We start from the raw sequence: 20,094 nt of genomic DNA, 5'->3' as shown, positions 1-20,094 counted from the left end.
ACCTGACACGCCGCATGTCGACTCGTTGGCGATCACATCCATGCGGCCAACCGACCGCACCAGGCGTCAGTCAGGGCAGCGCGAGACGCATCCGGAGTTTTGGTGGTTCTTTGGCGACGACTCGGAAGCCGAGTCGCTCGTAGAGTTCGCGAGCACGGTTCAACTCGAGGACGTGCAGCTCGACTGCCTGCGCGCCCGACTGTCGGGCACGCTCCACCAGATGCTGCATCAGTGCGGTGCCGACACCACGGTTCTGCAGGTCTGGGTCGATCTCGATCCTCGAGATATAGAACGTGTCGAGCGCGGTCGAGTCAGCCTGAATCATCCCCACCGGCCGACCGTCGATCAGGACGATCTCCACCTGTTCAGGATCGAACCAGTCGCGATGAAACTGCCGCTGCACCTCGTCGTCCCACGGCCCCCAGGTCGCCTCGATGGCATCACCCAACGACCGACGATGTAGGTCATACAGAAAGTCCCGGTCGTCGGCCGTAGCCACTCGAAGCTCGAATTCCCGCACCGCACTCCCTCCCTCGCCACCGCGTGCGCTGCGCCAGGCGTCAACCCAACCGCGCCGCCAGAACATGATTGCGTCGCCCGACAGCCAAGGCCACAGAATTCACCTCCGCACCCGCAAACCGCCGACAAGAACTGCCGCCGCGCACCGGCGCCCTCCGCGTGTGATCACCTCCATCCCGCCGACCGAACCCACACATCTCACCAGTCCGCCGCAGCCGCCGGGAGGCGGCCTACAAGAACTGCCCGCCGCGCAGCGGCGTCCTCTTGCGCGTGACCACATCCGACCCGGCCAAACACGCCGGACCCGGTCACCAGCCCGCGGTAGCCGCCGGTGGCGTCCAGAAGACAGCGCCGGCCGAGGGCCGCGTCCTTGCCCGTGATCACAGCCGACCCGCGCCCACCACATCAATCCGTGTCCCCAGCCCACGGCAGCCGCCGAAGGCGGCCACAAGAACTGCCGCCGCGCAGCGGTGTCCCTGCGCGTGATCACATCCGAGCACGCTGGACCGGGCCAGCGGTTTGCGGCAGCCGCCGGAGGCGGCCTGCAAGAACTGTCGCCGCGCAGCGGTGTCGTTTGGGCGTGTCTCACAGCCTTTAGACGCCTTGGCGGATGGGCGGTGGTTGGGCGGGACCGATAGTCTCGGGCGCCATGAGCACCAGTGTCGCCATTGCGGTAATCACGTTTAGGCGACCTGCTCTGTTGCACGCGCTCCTCACCAGCCTGCAGGCCCAGGAGCTGCCGGAGGATGGGGATTACGCGATCCGGATCGTGGTGGTCGACAACGACGCGGAGGGGTCGGCCAAACGGGTCCTGGAGGAGTTCGGGGCGGGTACGCCGTACGCGATCGAATCGGTGGTGGAACCGGAGCCGGGGATCCCGTTCGCGCGGGAGCGGTCGGTCGAGCTGTGCTGGAACGACGACGCCCTGGTCTTCGTGGACGACGACGAGGTCGCGCCACCCGGTTGGCTCACAACCCTGCTGACGGCCTGGGAGTCGACCGGTGCCGACGTTGTCACCGGGCCGGTCAAGGGCCACCTGCCGCCCGGCGCCCCGCCCTGGAACCACTACAGCGACGTCCACGACTCGACCGGGAAGCACATCACCGGCGAGGAACTGCGCAAGGCGTACACGAACAACACCCTGGTCAGCCGGCGGGTCTACCACGCGGTCACGCCCGGCTTCCATCCCGCGTTCCGCTATACCGGCTCCAGCGACCTGCACTTCTTCCTCCGGGTGCATCGGGCCGGGTTCCGGATCGTCTGGTGCGAGGAGGCGTGCATCGCCGAGGAGGTGCCGGTCGGACGGACCACGCTGCGCTGGCTGGTACGGCGTGCCTTCCGGTCCGGCAGCGGGGACACGATCAGCCGGCTGCTGATCCGCCCGGGCGCGATCAGCTACGTCCTGGTGCTGGCCTATGCTTCGGCCCGGGTGGTCTCGGCGATCGGGTTCGCCCTCGCCGGGCTGCTGCTCGGCCGGAAGACGCACCTGCTGAAGGCGGTCCGCCGGTTCTTCTCCGGCGTCGGCAGTCTCGCAGGGATAGTGGGGATCAACCATGACGAGTACCGGGAACGGCACGGCGCCGACGGTGGCGAGCCTGTGCCGGGCGATCTGGCAGGTGGAGCGGGACCTGAGTCTGCTCGACTGGCGGATCCGGGACGCGCATCCGTGGCCGATCATCCGGATGCGCGTCTTCCATGAGCTGACCCGCCGCAGCGGCATCCACGGCGCACCCCATCCGGTACGACGTTCGCCGTACGACAAGGCCGCACTCGTCGCCAAGCACGTGAGCGGCGTGGCCACCCGCAACCCGTTCTTCGGCCGGTACGACGCTCTCGTCGTACCGCATCCGCGGAAACCGAGCGGTGTCGAGATCTACACCGACGAACTCCGCGCCGCCCTCGGCCCGTCAGCGCTGATCCTCGACTCGGGGATCAACGGGATCCCGCTGACCGGCAGCAAGAACCTGGATTTCTTCACCTCCGCCGCCGGAGCGGTACACCAGCGCCAACTGGACGACCATGGCATCGCGACAGCACTGCATAAACTGACCGGTGTCTCGGTGCCTGTAGGTGCTCTGCTCGCTCGCGAGGTCCCCAAGCATCTCCGGCTGCGCGCGCTGTACCGCGCGCTGCTGCGACGCCACCGGATCAAGACGGTCTACGTGGTCGTCGCGTACTTCCACCAGCACATCGTCGGCGCCGCGCGCGACCTCGGGATCCGCGTGGTCGAGCTGCAGCACGGCGCGATCAGCCCGTTCCACCTGGGCTACAGCTACCCGGGCCGTCCGGTGGTCGCGGACCAGCCGGACGAGCTGTGGTGCTTCGGGTCGTACTGGACGAACGTCGCCGACCTGCCCGCCGGCATGAAGACCGCGGTGGTCGGCGCTCCTTTCCTCCCAACAGCGGGCCCGAAGGATCCCGGCCGCGTCGTCTTCCTGTCGCAGGGCACGATCGGCGCCGAACTCCTCCACGTCGCCGAATCTGTAGCGAAGGAGCATCCCAGTCTGGAGGTCCTGTACCGCCTCCATCCAAGCGAGCGCGCGTCGGACTACACGATCCCGGCCAGTGTGCAGCTGTCCACCGATGGCAGCACGCTGGACCTGCTGGCCTCGGCCACCTACCAGGTCGGCGTCTCGACGACCGCACTGTTCGAGGGGATGGCCCTCGGCTGCCGGACCGCCGTCGCGAACCTGCCCGGGCACGAGTACCTGGAACCGGCCATCGCGCAGGGCCATGCACTTCTCATGACCAGGCCGAAGCAACTGACCAGTGCGCCGTTGTGCATAGAGCCTGCGACGTACTACGCCCCGAGTAACCTGCTACGGCTGACGGCCGATCAGCCCCAGTAGCCGGTCCTGGAGCGGCGCGTCCGAGGGGACCGGCACCTCAGGCCCGTAGACCTCGATGCCTTCGCCGAAGGCTCCCGGGGTGCGGAACTTCTCCATGACGTCCGGCGGGATCGCCACCGCGGTCGCCCAGAGGCGTTCGACGTCGGCGTGGTCCATCGTCTCGTCCTGGCCGGTCGCCCGGGCCAGGTCCCAGCCGTGCAGGACGAGGTCGTCGGAAACGACTTGGTCGATGTGCCGCTCGGCCGTCAGCGGGCCGCTCGGGGAGTCGGTCTCGGTGAGCGCGAGGATCGGGTCGTCGAGCACGTCCTCGACCGCGGCACGCGCCTCCTGGAACGCGGTCAGCGGGTCGTCGGACGGCTCGAGCTTGCGGGCGACCGGCTGCAGCATGACGCCGTGCATCGTCACGATGTGCTCGACCACGTCCCGGGCGGTCCACTTGGCGCATGGCGACTGGTTGTCCCACTGGTCCGGCTCCACCGCCGCGACCTTCCGCTCGAACGCCTCGGCCCGGCGTCGGTACCGCTCCGCGATCTCACCCATACCGCATCTTGCCCGCCCCGGACCCCGGCGCGGAAGACCGAACTGTCGGCGGTCGCTCCTAGGGTCGGCGGCATGCGGATGGTGGAGCTCGGGCGGACCGGTTTGACGGTGAGCAGACTGGGGTTGGGGCTCGCGTCGATCGGCGGAATGTTCTCCGCCGTACCGCAGGCGCAGGCGGTCGCGACCATCGACCGCGCCTGGGAGCTCGGCGTCCGGCTGTTCGACACCGCGCCGGTCTACGGCTACGGACTCTCGGAGCAGCGGGCCGGGCTCGCGCTCCGCGGGCGCCCGCGCGCGGAGTTCGTGCTGTGCAGCAAGGTCGGCCGGTTGATCGAGCCCGGCGGCCCGGACATCCAGCCGATCTGGGCCGAGCCGCCGGCCGGCCTCGGTCCCCGGCTCGACTATTCGTACGGCGCGGTGCTCCGCTCGTTCGAGGCCAGCCTGGAGCGGATGGGCATCGACCGGATCGACATCCTGCACATCCACGACCCGGAGCTCGACTACCTGACCGCCTCGACCGAGGCGCTGCGAGCGCTGACCGAGCTCCGTGGCCGCGGCACGATCCGCGCCATCTCCCTCGGCGTCAACCACGCAGACGTCGCCGCCCGGTTCCTTCGCGAGACCGGCCCGATCGGACCCGACTGCATCCTGCTCGCCGGCCGGTTCACCTTGCTCGACCAGTCCGGCGCGGACGAACTGCTGCCGCTGTGCGAGAAGCTCGGCGTCGCCGTACTCGCGGCCGGCGTGTTCCAGGGTGGCGTCCTGGCCGACACCGCGGCGGGTGCGCCGCATGGGTACGCGCGGGTCCCGCCCACCCTGCTCCGGCGGATCGACGGACTCCGCGACCTCTGTCGTGCGTACGACGTACCGCTGCTGGCCGCCGCACTCCAGTTCCCGCTCACGCATCCCGCCGTACCGGCCGTGGTGGTCGGGGCGCGGAGCCCGCGGGAGATCACCGAAGCCGCGGCGTGGCTCGACCACGAGATCCCCAAGCCGTTCTGGGCGGCACTAGGCCGTGTCTGATGGTCTCGCGCCGTAGCGAGCAGGTGCTCGGTGCGGTAGCTCGGCGTGCTGGAGCGAAGGCCTCGATGTGGTTCTATCGTGGCCTTTGCTCCAGTGCGGCGAGGTGCCGTGCCGAGTGCCGCGCAGTAGGCGCGGGACCATCAGACACGGTCTAGGGTCAGGCGTATGAGGTACATGCTGCTTCACAAGACCAACGACAACCTGGAGGCGGGCAACCCGCCGGACCCGGAGATGCTGGCGCGGGCGGACGCGGTGCTCGAGGAGATGCGTCAGGCGGGCGTGCTGCTGCTCGGTGAGGGCTTGATGCCGAGCTCGCGCGGAGCGCGGATCACGTTCCCGGCTCCGGGTGAGCCGCGCGTGCTCGACGGCCCGTTCGCCGAGACCAAGGAGCTGGTCGCGGGCGTCTCGATCATCCGCGTCGACTCCAAGGAGGAAGCGGTCCAGTGGGCCCTCCGCTTCGCCGAGGCCGACCCGAACACGCCGATCGACATCCTGGAGATCGCAGGCTAGAGCTTCAGGTGCAGGATCGGGTAAGGCCTGTTGGTCGAGTCCGTCTCGCTCCGGCCGACGACCCGGAAGCCGTGGTGCAGGTAGAACCCGGTGGCCTGCGGGTTCTGCTCGTTGACGTCGACCGACGTGGCGTCGAAGGTCTGGAAGGCGTGCGTGAGCAACATGCTCCCGCCACCCCTCGCGCGGTACGCCGGATCCAGGAAGAGCATCTCGACGTTGCCCTCGGCCACCCCGATGAATCCGATCAGCAGCCCGTCATCCGCCCGCAGTCCGGCCAGGTGCTCGATCTCTCCGAACGACGCCCGCACCAGCGGCCGGAACACGTCCAGGTCCGCCTCGGTGACGAAGTCGTGCGTCGCCCGGACGGACGCCTCCCACAACTCCGCCGCCCGGTCGTACTCGTCCGGCGCGATGCCGCTGATCTCCATGCCGCCCACCGTCGCACCGGCGCCGCCGGGCTGTCAGCTGAATTACACCGCGATTACGCCTTCCTCGGCGACGACCAGTGAGTCGATCGCGGCGAAGAAGCGGGCGATGCCCGGCAGGTTCCCGCCCTTGTCCCGGGACGCGGCGAAGTCCTCCGGGCTCGCCCACTCGACGATGTCCAGCCACTCGTCGTCCGGCAGTTGCACGAGGCGGGCGCCGAGGAAGCCGGTGCGGTCGGCCTCGAAGTCCTTCAGCATGTCCACCCGGGCGGCGAGCAGTTCCCCGGTCTGCTCCGGCAGCACGCGGAAGCGGGTCAGCTCGACAGTCGTCATGGATGTCCTTTCAGGCGAGGTTGGTGGATGCCCACGTGGTGATGTCCTCGTGGCGGATGGCGGCGGCCATCAGGTCGGGAAAGAGGTCGGGAGTGCACGCAAAGGTGGGTACGCCGAGATCGGCGAGGGCGGTCGCGTTCTCGGCGTCGTACGACGGGGTGCCGGAGTCGGCCAGAGCGAGCAAGGCGATGAGCTGTACGCCGGACTCCACCAGCGAGCGCGCCCGCCGCAGCATCTCCTCGCGGACACCGCCCTCGTAGAGATCTGAGATCAGCACCATCACGGTCTCGGCCGGCTTGGTCACCAGCTCCTCGCAGTACGCGAGGGCGCGGTTGATGTCCGTCCCACCACCGAGCTGCGTGCCGAACAGGACGTCGACCGGATCCTCCAGCTGATCGGTCAGGTCGACGACCGCGGTGTCGAACACGACCAGGCTGGTCCGCAGCGTGCGGATCGACCCGAGCACCGCACCGAACAGCGACGCGTACACCACCGACTCCGCCATCGAGCCGGACTGGTCGATCGCCAGCACGATGTCCCGCTGGACGCTGTGATTCCGCCGCGCGTACCCGACCAGCCGGTCCGGGACGATCGTCCCCAGCGCCGGCGAGAAGTGCTTCAGGTTGGCCCGGATCGTCCGGTCCCAGTCGATGTCCGAATGCCGCGGTCGCCCGGTCCGGCCAGCCCGGTCGAGCGCGCCGGTCACAGCCGCCCGGGTGCGCTCGGCCAGCCGCGCCTCCAGCTCGGCGACCACTCGCCCGACCACGTCCCGCGCGGTTTGCTTGGTCTCCTCCGGCATCACCTCGTTGAGCGCGAGCAGCGTGCTGACCAGGTGTACGTCGGGCTCGACCGCACCCAGCAACTCCGGCTCCATCAACATCCGCGTGATGCCGAGCCGCTCGACCGCGTCGCGCTGCATCACCTGGACGACGGTGCTCGGGAAGTACTGCCGGATGTCTCCCAGCCACCGCGCCACCCGCGGCGCCGACGAACCCAGCCCGGCCGATCGTTGCGTCCCCGGCTCGCCGGCCTCCGCGTCGTACAACGCGGCCAAGGCGGCATCGACGGATCGGTCCTGAGCGGAGAGCGTCGTACCCGTCTCCGGCTCGGCCTCGCCGCCCAGCACGAGGCGCCAGCGGCGCATGCGTTCCTCGCTCATGAGACCCCCAGCAGCTGCGCGACGACGGGAAGGACGGACGCCGCCAGCTCGGTGTCGAGATCGTTGTCATCAGCAACGACCAGTGCGGCCGGATCGCCCAGCGCACGAGCCCTGGTCCCGATCGACCGGCGCTCCGGCGCGGCGAACGTCCCGAAGGTACGGCGCAGCAACGGCAACACCTCGAGGAACGCATCGTCCGGGACCGCACCCAGCCACGAGTCCACCAGCGCCAGCAGGCGCTCGTCGTGCACCAGCAACAGACCGCCTCCGGCGAGGAACCCCTCGACGTACCCGGCCGCGTCGGCGGTCGGCGTACCCGGGGACAGCGCGCGCCCCAGCCGCAGCGCGACCTCGTGATCCGGCAGCCGCGAGGTGTCGAGCATCAGCCGGGTCAACCGACCGCGGATCAGCGGCGGCACCGAGACACGATCGCTCAAACCCTGCAGCGTGTTCAGCCACTCCGACCGCACATTCTCGGCCAGCAACACCGTCGCGTCCTGCACGCCGTCGATCAGCTCCTGTACGGCGGCCGCCGCATCCGGATCGAGACCGTGCACGGTCCGGCCGAGGCCGGCGCAGATGCGCGACACCATCCGGCCCGCGACCGCGGCGAGCCCGGCGGTGTCGGTGCCCCGGACGTCGCCGTACCGCGAAGAGCGTGCGAGCGCGGGCAACGCCGCCATCAGGTGGCCGACGTCGGCATCGGCGGCGGCGCGGGTGTCAACGCCCTGCAGCAGCGACGGCAACGCCTCGGCGAGGTCGGCGAGGAGCGACTTCTCCAACGCGGCGGTGACCTCTGCGAGCGTCGAGGATTCGTCACCCACGCGCAGCATGACCGTCGTCGCGGCGCCGGCCACGGTTGTGCCGTGCGCGCCGGCGGCGACCAGCTCGACCTCGAGGCCGGGATCCCAGGTCAGCCGCCACATCTCCCGGAAGGTGCCCTGCGCCCGCCGCTCGTCGGCGGCCGGCACACCCCAGTGCACCCCGAGAATCCGCAGGCGGTGCAGGAGTCTGGACTTCTCCAGGTCATTCGGCTTGCGCAGGTCGAGCTCGATCACCCGCTCGGTCGCGTCCCGCTTCATCCGCAGCCGCCGCGCCTGCGCCGCGAGATCCGCCGCGACCGGAGCCTGCGGCGTCTCCCCGGGCACCGTCCCCAGCAGCTCGCCGACGACCGCTTCCCGCGTGACCAGATCGAGCAGTACGTCGTTCCCGCCGCAGAGCACCGCCCGTGTCGCCTCGGTCACCTCGCTCAGCCCGGCCAGCGGACGTCCCCGCAATGCGGCCAGGGTGTCCGCGAGCCGGACCGCCTCGATCACATGGGCGCTGGAGACCGGCAGATCCTCGGCCCGCAGCACCCGCGCGACCTTCGAAAGCCAGCGAGTGGTGATCTGGTCGGGCGCAGTGAACAGGTGGTGGTACCACCCCGGCGAGGTGATGCCGGCGCCGTACCCGCTCGCCGCCGCCAGCCGGCCGTGCGTCCAGGGGACCCAGGTGCAGGCGACCTTCCGCTTCGGCAGGCCTTTCAGGATCCGTTGGTCATGTGTTGCCGGAGGCAACGGTAACTCCAGCGCAGGCACGTGCCAGGCGCCGCAGATCACCGCGATCCGTTCGAACCCTTCCCGGATCGCCTTCCGTAGCACGGTGCGCATGTAGGCCTCACGTTGCGCCTCGCGACCAGTCGCCTCTTCGTCACGGCGCAGTTCGCGCATCGCGTCGGCGATCACGGTGAACGGTTCTGCACCTTCGCGCCGCGACTCGATCACGTCGTCCCACCAGCGCTCGGGATCGTCGTACCCGCCGGCATGTGCGAGCGTTGCCAATGGATCGATCGACGCGGCCCGCCGGCCGCCACCGCCGGACGATGCGAACTGATGAGCGGCGGGCAAGTCGCAGAACCGCACCGGCACGCCGGCCGCGAGCGCGTACTTGATCGCCTGCCACTCGGGACTGAACACCGCGAACGGCCAGAACGCGGCCCGCGTCGAGTCGTCGACCGCATACGCCAGCAGCGCGACCGGCGGCTCCATCTCCTCCGACCCGGCCAACTCCACGACCTTGTCCGCCTCCGGCGGCCCCTCGATCAACACCACATCCGGCCGAAGCTCGGCCAGCGCGGTCGCCACCGCCCGCGCCGACCCCGGCCCGTGGTGCCGAATCCCCAGCAAATGAACGGTCATCCGGAGATCTCTCGGCAGGCTCGGTAGAACGGGGCCCAGCCGTCACGTTCGCGGACCACGGTCTCCAGGTACTCCGACCAGACGACGCGGTCCGCGGAGGGATCCTTGACCACAGCACCGAGGATGCCGCCGGCCACATCGGTCGGCCGCAGGACGCCGTCGCCGAAGTGAGCCGCCAGCGCGATGCCACCGGTGACGACGCTGATCGCCTCCGCGGTCGAAAGGGTGCCGGACGGTGACTTGACCGCGGTCCGCCCGTCCTCGGTCCGGCCGGACCGCAGTTCGCGGAAGATCGTGACCACGCGCCGGATCTCGTCGAGTGCGTCGTCCGGTTGTGGCAGCTCGAGCGCCGTACCGAGCTGTGCGACCCGGCGGGAGACGATCTCGACCTCGTCCTCGGCCGAGTCCGGGAGCGGGAGTACGACGGTGTTGAACCGGCGGCGGAGTGCGCTGGAGAGTTCGTTGATGCCCTTGTCGCGGTCGTTCGCGGTCGCGATGACGTTGAAACCCTTGCGGGCTTGGACCTCCGTGGCCAGTTCGGAGATCGGGAGCGCCTTCTCGGACAGGATCGTGATCAGCGCGTCCTGGACGTCGGACGGCATCCGGGTCAGTTCCTCGATCCGGGCGATCTTCGCCTCGGTCATCGCCCGCTGCACCGGACTCGGCACGAGCGCCGCCTCACTGGGGCCCTGGGCAATCAACTGCGCGTAGTTCCAGCCGTACCGGATCGACTCCTCCGCGGTCCCCGCCGTACCCTGCACGAGCAGGGTCGAGTCCCCGCTGATGGCCGCCGCCAGGTGCTCGCTGACCCACGTCTTCGCCGTTCCCGGTACGCCGAGCAGCAACAGCGCCCGGTCCGTCGCGAGGGTCGCCACCGCCACCTCGATCAGCCGCCGCGGACCGACGTACTTGGGCGAGATCTCCACGTCGCCTGCCTTACCGCCGAGCAGATACGTGACCACAGCAGCCGGCGAGAGCAGCCACGCAGGCGGCCGAGCCCTGTCATCCGCCGCAGCCAGTGCGGCCAACTCCCCCGCATACTCCTCTTCCGCATGCGGCCGCAGTACCTCAGTGGTCATGAAAGCTCCTCATACATCTCACGGCGGAAGATCAAGGTCTCGACGAGGCGGCGGCGCCAGGTGTCTTCCTCGCCGGTCGGCTCGCGGGTGATCGGATGATTCAGTACGTCGGGCGGCACCGCACGCGCCGCGATACTCGCCAGCCGGGCCCATGCGCGGTTGGTCCCCACCTTGGCCAACTGGTCGAGGATCATGCTCGCCAACGAGGCCGGCCACGGCACCGGCAGCCCGCCGACCAACTCCGCGACATCTACAGTTGTGCGCAGCGCGTCGACCGCGCGGGCCCATTCGTCTGCAGGTAAAAGGCGCAGGAGCTCGGCGGGGCTTCGGGTGCCGGTCGAGGCTTCGGAGCGGAGCAGGGCGCGTGCCCACTCGGCTGAGCCTTCGCGGATCGCGGCCTCCGTCCACGCGGCCTGCAGGATCTCCGGAGAACATCCCTCCACCGGCGTCTCCAACCACACCGGATCCACCTCCGACAACGGGGTGTTGGCGACGATCTGCAGGAACCACCACGCCCGCTTGCCCACTCCTTCCGGGTTCTGGGAGTCGATGCCGTCGCGTTCCATCGACTGGGTGACCCGTTTGGGGAGGTCGACCGCGAGTACGCCCTGGGTCAGGGTTAGGTGGGAGTGGAGACGCTCAGTCATGCGTACGCCGTACTGCGCGCCGGGGACTCGGGCGAGGAGACGGGCGGCGGCTCGGCGGACTTCTTTGGAGCGGTCGTCGAGGGCCGCCTCGAGGAAGGCCTCGTCCTGCGTGGACGATCCGTCGGCGAGCAGGCTCAAGAAGTCGGCGCGAGTGGCGGCGGACTCGGTCGGCCAGACCTCGGCCAGGGCTTCGCGAGCGGCCTCGGGATCTTGCGAGCGGAGAGTGCGGAGCCAGGTCCGGCGTTGCAGCGTGTTGCCGTGGGTCCACAGCTCTGGATCGTTGCTTTCAGCAACTGCAGCGTGGAGGAAGCGCCATTCCGGGTTGAGGTCCGCGAGCCACCGGGCGCGGCGGCCGGCCGCGGTGATGACGAGTGGGCGGTATTCGGCCCGGTTCCGGGCGTAGTCGGCCAACGCCGGCAGGTGTTCGGGCGGAACGCCCCAGCCACGAGCATCAGCGGCCCGCAACCACTCGCCGAGCGCCGTCGCCTGGAAGCCACCGAGCATCGCGGCCAACCGCCGGATCGCGACCGGCCGGGGTAGCGGCCGATCCTCACCAGGGGCCGCCGGCAACGGTTCGACCTCATGAAGCGGCGTGCGACCGGCGCGCTTGTAGACAGTCGCGAGCGCGGCGGCATCCAGCAACCCGCCATCCCCCAGGCGTTCCTGGACATGCTCCGGCAATTCCTCGAAGTGCGGCGGCCGCCGGTCCGTACCGAGCAGCGCCGAACTCACCAGCCCGTCCCAGCCCCTCACAGGATCACCGGCCGATCGTCGTGCCAGCAGGTCATCGGGCGGAAGCCGGCGCGGTTCCACTCACCCGCGACGGTGACCGGATCGCCGGCGGACACCGCGAGCAGTTTCCACGGATCCACGCCGGGCAGGATCTCGAGCCCGTCACCGGCCGTGTCCACGAGCGCCCAGCCCTCGCCGTACCGAGCAGGGCGGACATCCTGCAGGACCAGCGGCCAGCGTTCGTTCCACGGGTCGGCTGCGACGGATTCGACGTACGACGCCAACGCCTGGCGCGCGGTGAATCCGGATGGCCGAGGCGCGGTCAGGCGGGGAGCGGTCTGGGTCAGGATGGCACGCATCGGGAGCGCACCGGGGTAGAACGACAGAGCACCCGGGACGTACTCACCCGGTCTGGCCGGCAATGGGTCGAGCGGACGTCCGGCGGCGGCGAAGGTGAGGATCAGGCCGAGCCGGCCAGTTGTTGCCCCGCGCAACCATACGCGGCGGACCGTGAGCCGCTCGTCCGGCTCGATCACCCGGCCGAGCACGAGCCAGTCGTCCTCGACCTTCTCGCCCTCGGCCAGCACCCGCGCGGTCTCGACCGTCCAGCCGATCCGGCTCTGCACGGTGTCGGCCAGCGACGGCGGCAGCTCGGCCAGCCGGTCATGCGCGGAGACGATCAGGTGGATGAGCGAGAGCTCCTCCAGCAGTTCGCCCGGCCATCCGTGACCACGGCCGATCACCCCGGCGGCGCGCCGTACCGCTCCCGCCACCCCGGGCGCCTGGGCGTCGACCATCCGGGCGGCCAGCCGGCTGAGCTCGGTGTACGCACGCTGGTCGAACCCACCGAGCCCTTGCCGGACCTGATCATCGAGCCAACTGGCCAGCTCTGCCATCCCGGCGGACACTCGGTCGGCCCGCCGGGACGCCCGCTGCTGCGCGGCCAAGGGGTCGGCGACCTCCCCCGGCTTACGCTCCGGCCGCTCCGCGCGAGCCGCGCGTTGCTCCACCCACGACGTCACCCACTCCGGCTCGTCGCCCGGCCGCACCTCGCCGCCGGCCCACAGCAACAGCAGCCCGAGCGCATGCTTGCACGGGAACTTCCGGCTCGGGCAGGAGCACTTGTACGCCGGCCCGCTCAGATCGACCGCGGTCTGGTACGGCTGCTTGCCGCTCCCCTGACACAGTCCCCACACCGCCCGCTCGGACGCGCCGGTGTCCGGCCACTTCGCCGTACGCGCCTGCGCTTGACCGGCCTTCGCGGACGCAGGATCAGACGCCAGCCCCAGCACCTGCTCCACATCCCACGGCCCCACGGCACTCCTCGCTCGACAACCCCTCCCCCGGAAGCATGCCACCCGCCCCCGACAGGGCCGTGGAGGAGGTTGAGATCAGCCGAACGCCTGGCGGTGGTGCGCCTCCTCCGGGTAGCCGTTGGGAGCCGGCCGAGAGATGGAGGCCGGCGGCACGGACGGGGTGGGCTGTGGCATCGGCGGCGCGGGTGGGAGTGGGGTGTCGGAGAGGCCGTCGCGGATGGCTCCGAGCAGGCGTTGTTCGACGGCCTGCAGTTCGCTGATGCGGTCGCGGATCTCCAGTTCTTCAGCGCGTGCGGCTGCCAGCAGCTCATCTGCCTCGGTCTTCCCGGTTTCGCGGAGGTGGTCGGCGGTGCGTTGGCTGGCGCTGAGGACGCTGAGTTCGTAGCGGCGGAGTTCGTCGACGAGCTCGCCGGCTGGGCGCTGGGCGTCGAGGATCGCGGCGGCCGGCTGCGGTACGGCGTCCGGCAGCGTCTCCTCCAGGGCGGCGATCTGCTGGTCCACGCGGGTGAACAGGTCGGCGACGTCGGTGCGCATCTGGCGTACGACGTTCGCCGCGGCCTGGACGCGTTCGGTGGCCTCGCGTTCGCGTTCGCGGGCGGTGCGCTCGGCCGAGGTGATCACGTCGAGTGCGACGACAGCGGCCCGCTCCGCCGGATCATCCGGGAACGAGCCGGCGGCATCCGCAACACCCTCGTCCGTCATCGCGACCGTACGACGCAGTGGAACCTCCCGGATGAACAGCACCGCGAGCAGGCTGACCAACGCCGCCCCCGCCGCGATCACGAAGATCTTCCCGGTCGCATCGCCGTACGCGTGCCGCACGATCTCGGCAACCGGCGCCGGCAACGCGTTGACGTCGAGCACGCTGCCGCTGGATCCGCTCTGCGCCGCGGCCGCCGCCTCGGGCCCGAGCGCCCGGAGGTTCTGCGTGATCAGATCCGTCACCCGTGTGGCCAGGATCGCGCCGAGCACCGAGACTCCGACCGCACCCCCGAGGCTCCGGAAGAAGGTGACCGACGCGCTGGCCGCGCCGACCTGGGTGACGTCGACGGTGTTCTGTACGGCGAGCACCAGGTTCTGCATCATCATGCCCATGCCGATGCCCATCGCGAGCATGCCGCAGCCGACGTACCAGTACGGGCTGGTGTGGTCGATGGTGCCGAGCAGGCCGAGGCCGGCGGTCAGGAACAGCCCACCGAGCACGAGGTACCGCTTCCACTTCCCGAACCGCGTGATCAACTGCCCCGCCCCGACCGACCCGAGGAACGAGCCGAACATCATCGGGATCGTCAGCAACCCGGCCTCGGTCGCGCTGTATCCGCGGGCCACCTGGAAGTACTGCCCGAGGAACACCGCGCTGCCGAACATCGCCACCCCGACCGACAGGCTGGCCAGGATCGCCAGTGCCGTGGTGCGTTCGCGGACCACCTTCACCGGCACGAGCGGCTCGCGGGCGTGCGTCTCGACGACCACGGCCAGGATGCCGAGGAGCGCCGTACCGCCAAGATAGGCGCCGGTCTGCCAGGACCACCACGGGAAGTGCGTCCCGGCGAACGAGACCCAGATCAGCGGCAGGCTGGCCGCACCCGCGATCAGGATCGCGCCGAGGTAGTCCATCTTGACCTCGCGCTTGATCACCGGGAGGTGCAAGTACTTCTGCAGGACGATCAGCGACAGTACGGCGAGCGGCACGCAGACGTAGAAGCACCAGCGCCAGCCAAGCCACGACGTGTCGACGATGACGCCGCCGACGAGTGGCCCGGACACGGTCGCGACGGCCATCACGGCACCCATGTAGCCGGAGTACCGGCCGCGGTCACGCGGTGGGATGGCCGCGCCGATGATCGCCTGGGCGAGGGCCATCAAACCGCCCATCGCCAGGCCCTGAAGCACTCGCGCACCGATCAGGAACGGGACGTTGTGCGCGGCGCCGGCGAGCGCCGACCCGGCCACGAACATCAGGATCGCGAGCTGGACCAGCAGCTTCTTGCTGATCAGGTCGGAGAGCTTGCCCCACACCGGTGTGGACACGGTCATCGCGAGCAGGCTGGCGGTGATCACCCAGGTGTACTGCGTCTGGGAGCCTTCCAGGTCCGCGATGATCGTCGGCAGTGCGTTACTGACGATGGTCGAGCTGAGTACGGCGGTGAACAACGCGGCGAGCAGCCCCGCCAGGATCTCCAGGATCTCGCGATGGGAGAGCCCAGGGTTGGTGGCCGTGGGTGTGGCCGTGTCCAGAGTCCGGGTGGCAGACATCGGGTTCCGTTCGTACGCGGGGTCGCTGCGGCCGGGGCAACGTGGGGCGCTGCTCCGGGGCGGAAACGGCCGGCAGGTCCTCACCCAGCCTGGTATTTGGTTGCAATAACCAACAATAAGCCCGCAGCGTCAGCGACCGCTCACCGGGAGCTACCTACCGCTCGGCGTCTTTTCTTGAGACGACCTCTCCTCGGGAGAGGGTTTGCCACGTACGATCCGGTGCTTGTTGAGAGATCAACGCTCGGCCCCCGGCGGTGCTGTCAGGGCCCGCCGGGGGTCACCCGAAGGCGGAAACGAGGACGTCGACGCACGCGGCCGGGCGGCCCGGTGCGATCACCAGGTTGCCGGGAGCGCGCAGCGGTGGCGCGAACGGTCCCATCCAGAGGACACCTTCGGCCGATCCGCACGACGTGCCGTACACGACGGTCCAGGCCGGGGAGCCGGTCGACATCTCGACGATCGTGGCTTCCAGGTCGTCCGCCGGCCGTCCCGGCACCGGCTCGAAGCCGGCGTCCCGGCAGGCCGCGGTGAGGAACTCGCGCAGCCAGGGGTCGGCCGGCAGACGCATCGGCATACCGGCCAGGTCGACGAGCTTCACCCCGTCGTCCGCCCGGTACTCCGACGGCACCAGGACCGACAGCGGATCCTGCCAGAGCTCGATCACCCGGAGATCGGCGGCGGCCACCTCGCCACGGACGAAGGCGGCATCCAGGTCGCCGGATCGAAGGGCGTCGAGATGATCGGCCGCGGCACCGGAGCTGAGCTTGATCTCCAGGTCCGGCGTGCTCGCTCGCAGGGCGGCGAGGCCGCGCTCGAGCCGGTCCCGCAGACCCGGCGCCGTGCCGATCCGGAGAACGCCGGCCCGGCCGGAAGCGAGCTCCGCGGCGACCCCGGTGGCGTGATCCGCGGCGGCGAGGATGGTCCGCGCCTCGCGCAGCATCCGCTCGCCGTCACCGGTCAACCGAACGTGGCGCGACGAGCGGTCGAGGAGCTTCAGTCCGAGTTCGCGTTCGAGCCGGGCGACCTGCTGGCTGACCGCGGGCTGGACGATGTTCAGCCGCTCGGCGGCCCGGCCGAAGTGGAGTTCCTCGGCGACGGTGACGAAGTACCGCAGCTGCCGCAGCTCCATCGGCCACCCCCGGCGATCACGATTCCTTATCACTGCACAGGGTAGCTGCGTCTTGGTCGCCGATCGCCGCGCTCGTTGACTTGTGGACATGAGAATCGGACTGTGGATCGAGGAAGAAGGCCTCCGGATCGACGAGGTCGGCGCGGCCGCGAAGGCTGCTGAGGACAGTGGGGTCGACCGGATCTGGTTCAGCCAGCGCACCGGCTGGGACGCCCTCACGCTGATCGCGGGAGCGGCGCCGTTCACCTCCACCATCGGCTTCGCGGTCGGCGTCGTACCGATCTATCCGCGGCATCCGATGGCCCTGGCAGCGCAGGCGCTCAGCGTCCAGGCGGTGGCCGGCAACCGGCTGACGCTCGGGATCGGGACGAGTCATCCCCACATGGTCGAGGGGATGTTCGGCCTGTCGATGGATCGGCCGGCGACGTACATGCGCGAGTACGTCGAAGCGCTCGGCCCACTGCTCTCCGGCGAGCCCACCAACTACGAAGGCGAACGGCTGACGGCTCGCGGTCACATCGAGATCACCGGCGCGGAGGCTCCGGACCTGATTCTGGCCGCGCTGGGTCCGCGGATGCTCGAGACCGCCGGCCAACTGACCGGTGGGACGATGACCAGCTGGGTCGGACCCGAACTGGTCGAGAGCTACATCCGGCCGACCATCGAGCGAGCCGCCATCGCCGCGGGCCGGCCGCAACCACAGGTGATCGCCGCTGCCTGTATCGCGCTCACCGACGATCCGGTCGCGACCCGCGAGTGGATCCGGGAACGCTTCGGTGCCGCCGGCGACATGCCGGCGTACCGGGCGGTGCTCGATCGCGGCGGTAAGGCGGGACCGGAGGACACTGCCGTGCTCGGTGACGAATCGGCGGTGGCGAAGGAGATCCAGCGATTCGCGGACGCCGGGACGACGGAGTTCGTGTTCTGCCCGGTCGGGACCGCGGACGAACAGGAGCGAACGATCAGGTTCGCCCTCGACTACGCGGCACAGCAGTAGCCGCTGCCGGAAACGCACGAGAGGTTCTTCAGCTGGGCGGCCACGCTCGACGTCCCGTGAAAGAGGTCGATGCGCTCGCTGAGGAACGGGAGCAGGTCGCCCTGCGCGACGACGAAACGGATGCCCGGGTGGCGGGTCAGGACACCGGTCAACGCCAGATCCGTGACCGCCCGGGCGGTGTCGAAAGGGAACTCGATCATCGGTCGCGGCCGGTCCAGCGCGACCTGACGCCACTGTGGTGGGGATGTCGGATGCAGCAGCACCATCGCGGACCTCGCATCCAGCGCCCGCCACAGTGGCTCCCACGACGGGTCGCCCGGATACATGCCGCCGGCGTTGCTCAGCAGTACGACGCCGTCCGCGTGCAACACGTCGTACGCGTAGTCGATCTCGACCAACGCACCTTCGACATCCGGCAGCGGCAGGCTCGCGAAGAACCCGAAGCGGCCCGGGTGATCGCGGCCCAGTTTCGCGGCGGCCTCGTTGACCCGCCGAGCCAGGACCTGGGCCCGGAAGTCGTCTCCGAAGTGCACTCCCGGCGACGGGACCGACAGCACCGCCTTCTCGATGCCGGTCCGGTCCATCTCCGCCAAGTGCTTCTGGACAGACCACTCCGGCCAGCCGGGCATCCCGTCTGGCCGAAGGTGTCCCGCCCGCTCCGCCGCTGCGACGTACTCCGGCAGCAGGAAGTGCGCGTGGAGGTCGATCATCCCGCCACCGGGTGCAGGAGGTCGTCCAGACCGATCCGGCGAAGGAGTTCCGCGCGGACCCGGTCGGCGACTCCGTTCACCACTGCGGCGCCGTCGTCCGACGGGTCGATGTGCACGCGGAACGGCCGGCGGCCCTTCTCGGTGCCGACCACGGTCACGATCGCCTCGGCGACCTCGGCGACGTCCGCCCAGGACGGCTCGAGCTCGGCCAGCTTCTGGCTGACCTGCTCCATCAGACCGGCGTACTTCGTCTCGTACGCCGCGACCACGTCCGCGTCGGCCGGGGAGCCGCTGTGGGCGAAGTGGTTGGTGCCGTGCGTGAAGGCACCTGGCACGACGATCGTCGTCTCGATCCCGAACCGCGCGACCTCGAGCGCGTAGCTCTGCGCCAGCGCGTCCATCGCCGCCTTCGCCGCGAAGTACGGAGCCAGGTACGGCGGGGTCCCGCCGCGGGTGCTGGAGCTCCCGACCCACACCATCAGGCCGTCCTGCTGTTCGCGGAGGTGCGGGAGCGCGGCGCGGTTGAGGCGCTGCGTGCCCACCACGTTGGTGTCGTACAGGTCGGCCAGCTGCTCCGGCGTGAACGCTTCGGCCGGACCGGTGACCATGTGACCGGCGTTGTGCACGAGTACGTCGAGACGCCCCTGCTCACTGATCACGGTGGCGACGGCCTGCTGGACGGAGGCGTCCGTGCTGATGTCGAGCTCGACGGCGCGGAGGTCGACGTTGTGCTCGGTCGAGTACTGCTTGGCGTCCGCGGCGGCGGCTGCGTTGCGGCCGGTGACATCGCGCATCCCGGCGTACACGATGTGGCCGGCGTCGGCCAGGGCGCGGGCGGTCAGGGCGCCGAAGCCGCTCGACGCGCCGGAGATCAGGACCGTCTTGCTCATAGCGGTCTTCCTTTCAGCACGAGGTTTCAGGCGGCCGAGCCACCGTTGGCGTAGATGACCTGCCCGTTGATCCAGCGCGCCGGGCCGGCCAGGAAGGCGATGATCTCGGCGATGTCGGACGGCTGGCCGAGGCGCTCCAGCGGCGGCTCCGCGGCGATCCGGTCGATCAGTTCCTGCGACTTGCCGTCGAAGAACAGTGCGGTCGCGGTCGGGCCGGGGGCCACCGCGTTGACCGTGACGTCGCGGCCGCGCAACTCGCGAGCCAGGATCAGCGTGATCGCCTCGACGCCGCCCTTGGTGGCGGAATACGCGGAGTAGTTGGGGCGAGCCAGCTTGGTCAGCGAGCTGGAGATGTTGATCAGCGCGCCGCCGGTGCGGAGTCGCCGGACCGCCTGCTGGTCCACGACGAAGGTGCCGCGGAGGTTGGTGCGGACGATCCGGTCGAAGACCTCCAGGTCGAGGTCGGCCAGTGGTGCCAGCGGCATGATCCCGGCCGCGTGCACGACCACGTCGATCCCGCCGAACTCCTGCTCGGTCCGGTCGAACAACGCGGCCACGGCGGTCTCGTCCGCGACATCGGCCTGGACCGCGATCGCCCGGCCGCCGGCCTGCTCGACCTCTTTGACGGTTTCCTCGGCGTTGGCCTGGCCGTTGACGTACACGATCGCCACCGCGTAGCCGTCCCGCCCCAGCCGGACGGCGGCCTCGCGGCCGATCCCGCTCGATCCACCCGTCACGATCGCGACCCGTCCGGCGGTGGTGTTCTCGGTCATCGTCCTGCTCCTCGATCTCGATGTCTTGCT

General features: G+C 70.0%; 19 protein-coding genes. 5 read left to right on the top strand and 14 right to left on the bottom strand.

Annotated features, from left to right (window positions below):
- Window positions 1-70: 70 nt before the first annotated feature.
- On the bottom strand, window positions 71-520 hold the full coding sequence (locus OG876_RS15465) for a GNAT family N-acetyltransferase (protein ID WP_328525547.1): 450 nt from the start codon (window positions 518-520) through the stop codon (window positions 71-73).
- A gap of 648 nt (window positions 521-1,168) precedes the next feature.
- On the opposite strand from OG876_RS15465, the gene OG876_RS15460 reads away from it, so the two are divergent.
- Together OG876_RS15460 and OG876_RS15455 are read left to right on the top strand one after the other, a co-directional pair.
- Window positions 1,169-2,218, top strand: a complete 1,050-nt coding sequence (locus OG876_RS15460; RefSeq protein ID WP_328525546.1) for a glycosyltransferase — start codon at window positions 1,169-1,171, stop codon at window positions 2,216-2,218.
- Window positions 2,202-3,368, top strand: coding sequence for a hypothetical protein (locus tag OG876_RS15455; RefSeq protein WP_328526913.1), 1,167 nt, complete (start codon window positions 2,202-2,204; stop codon window positions 3,366-3,368). The genes OG876_RS15460 and OG876_RS15455 overlap by 17 nt, the downstream gene beginning before the upstream one ends.
- Here the strand turns inward: OG876_RS15455 and OG876_RS15450 are convergent.
- A complete protein-coding gene (locus OG876_RS15450) occupies window positions 3,339-3,908 on the bottom strand; it encodes a TIGR03086 family metal-binding protein (RefSeq protein ID WP_328525545.1) in 570 nt (189 codons plus the stop codon). The genes OG876_RS15455 and OG876_RS15450 overlap by 30 nt on opposite strands.
- 72 nt (window positions 3,909-3,980) lie before the next feature.
- On the opposite strand from OG876_RS15450, the gene OG876_RS15445 reads away from it, so the two are divergent.
- Both OG876_RS15445 and OG876_RS15440 read left to right on the top strand, forming a co-directional pair.
- Window positions 3,981-4,931 (top strand): aldo/keto reductase, encoded by a 951-nt coding sequence (locus OG876_RS15445; protein WP_328525544.1) that lies wholly within the window; start codon window positions 3,981-3,983, stop codon window positions 4,929-4,931.
- A gap of 165 nt (window positions 4,932-5,096) precedes the next feature.
- On the top strand, window positions 5,097-5,441 hold the full coding sequence (locus OG876_RS15440; RefSeq protein WP_328525543.1) for a YciI family protein: 345 nt from the start codon (window positions 5,097-5,099) through the stop codon (window positions 5,439-5,441).
- Here OG876_RS15440 and OG876_RS15435 read toward each other — a convergent pair.
- From OG876_RS15435 to OG876_RS15395, 9 genes are all read right to left on the bottom strand, one after another.
- A complete protein-coding gene (locus OG876_RS15435; RefSeq protein WP_328525542.1) occupies window positions 5,438-5,869 on the bottom strand; it encodes a GNAT family N-acetyltransferase in 432 nt (143 codons plus the stop codon). The two genes, OG876_RS15440 and OG876_RS15435, sit on opposite strands and share 4 nt — an antisense overlap.
- 42 nt (window positions 5,870-5,911) lie before the next feature.
- The gene (locus tag OG876_RS15430; protein ID WP_328525541.1) at window positions 5,912-6,199 is read right to left on the bottom strand and encodes an antibiotic biosynthesis monooxygenase family protein; all 288 of its coding nucleotides are present in this window, start codon (window positions 6,197-6,199) and stop codon (window positions 5,912-5,914) included.
- Window positions 6,200-6,209: 10 nt separating this feature from the next.
- Window positions 6,210-7,358, bottom strand: coding sequence for a VWA domain-containing protein (locus OG876_RS15425; protein ID WP_328525540.1), 1,149 nt, complete (start codon window positions 7,356-7,358; stop codon window positions 6,210-6,212).
- The gene (locus tag OG876_RS15420; RefSeq protein ID WP_328525539.1) at window positions 7,355-9,535 is read right to left on the bottom strand and encodes a DUF5682 family protein; all 2,181 of its coding nucleotides are present in this window, start codon (window positions 9,533-9,535) and stop codon (window positions 7,355-7,357) included. Before OG876_RS15420 ends, OG876_RS15425 begins: the two co-directional genes overlap by 4 nt.
- Window positions 9,532-10,614 (bottom strand): ATP-binding protein, encoded by a 1,083-nt coding sequence (locus OG876_RS15415; RefSeq protein WP_328525538.1) that lies wholly within the window; start codon window positions 10,612-10,614, stop codon window positions 9,532-9,534. Before OG876_RS15415 ends, OG876_RS15420 begins: the two co-directional genes overlap by 4 nt.
- Window positions 10,611-11,993, bottom strand: coding sequence for a DUF5691 domain-containing protein (locus OG876_RS15410; protein ID WP_328525537.1), 1,383 nt, complete (start codon window positions 11,991-11,993; stop codon window positions 10,611-10,613). Before OG876_RS15410 ends, OG876_RS15415 begins: the two co-directional genes overlap by 4 nt.
- A 17-nt stretch (window positions 11,994-12,010) precedes the next feature.
- The gene (locus tag OG876_RS15405) at window positions 12,011-13,309 is read right to left on the bottom strand and encodes an SWIM zinc finger family protein (protein WP_328525536.1); all 1,299 of its coding nucleotides are present in this window, start codon (window positions 13,307-13,309) and stop codon (window positions 12,011-12,013) included.
- A gap of 75 nt (window positions 13,310-13,384) precedes the next feature.
- Window positions 13,385-15,565, bottom strand: coding sequence for an MDR family MFS transporter (locus OG876_RS15400; protein WP_328525535.1), 2,181 nt, complete (start codon window positions 15,563-15,565; stop codon window positions 13,385-13,387).
- Between the two features lie 277 nt (window positions 15,566-15,842).
- Window positions 15,843-16,694: a LysR family transcriptional regulator gene (locus OG876_RS15395; protein WP_328525534.1), complete on the bottom strand. Its 852-nt coding sequence runs from the start codon at window positions 16,692-16,694 to the stop codon at window positions 15,843-15,845.
- A gap of 88 nt (window positions 16,695-16,782) precedes the next feature.
- On the opposite strand from OG876_RS15395, the gene OG876_RS15390 reads away from it, so the two are divergent.
- Window positions 16,783-17,691, top strand: a complete 909-nt coding sequence (locus tag OG876_RS15390; RefSeq protein ID WP_328525533.1) for a TIGR03564 family F420-dependent LLM class oxidoreductase — start codon at window positions 16,783-16,785, stop codon at window positions 17,689-17,691.
- On the opposite strand, the gene OG876_RS15385 is transcribed toward OG876_RS15390, so the two are convergent.
- From OG876_RS15385 to OG876_RS15375, 3 genes are read right to left on the bottom strand one after another with little or no spacing between them, the layout of a single operon-like run.
- Window positions 17,673-18,401 carry an amidohydrolase family protein gene (locus tag OG876_RS15385; RefSeq protein WP_328525532.1) on the bottom strand — a complete coding sequence of 243 codons (729 nt, stop codon included), beginning with the start codon at window positions 18,399-18,401 and terminating at the stop codon, window positions 17,673-17,675. The genes OG876_RS15390 and OG876_RS15385 overlap by 19 nt on opposite strands.
- Window positions 18,398-19,291 carry an SDR family oxidoreductase gene (locus OG876_RS15380; RefSeq protein WP_328525531.1) on the bottom strand — a complete coding sequence of 298 codons (894 nt, stop codon included), beginning with the start codon at window positions 19,289-19,291 and terminating at the stop codon, window positions 18,398-18,400. Before OG876_RS15380 ends, OG876_RS15385 begins: the two co-directional genes overlap by 4 nt.
- 26 nt (window positions 19,292-19,317) lie before the next feature.
- The gene (locus OG876_RS15375; RefSeq protein ID WP_328525530.1) at window positions 19,318-20,064 is read right to left on the bottom strand and encodes an SDR family oxidoreductase; all 747 of its coding nucleotides are present in this window, start codon (window positions 20,062-20,064) and stop codon (window positions 19,318-19,320) included.
- Between the last annotated feature and the right edge of the window lie 30 nt (window positions 20,065-20,094).

It is taken from the genome of Kribbella sp. NBC_00359, assembly GCF_036097425.1.
Lineage (GTDB): Bacteria > Actinomycetota > Actinomycetes > Propionibacteriales > Kribbellaceae > Kribbella.
This window is presented reverse-complemented; position numbering and strand designations above follow the sequence as displayed.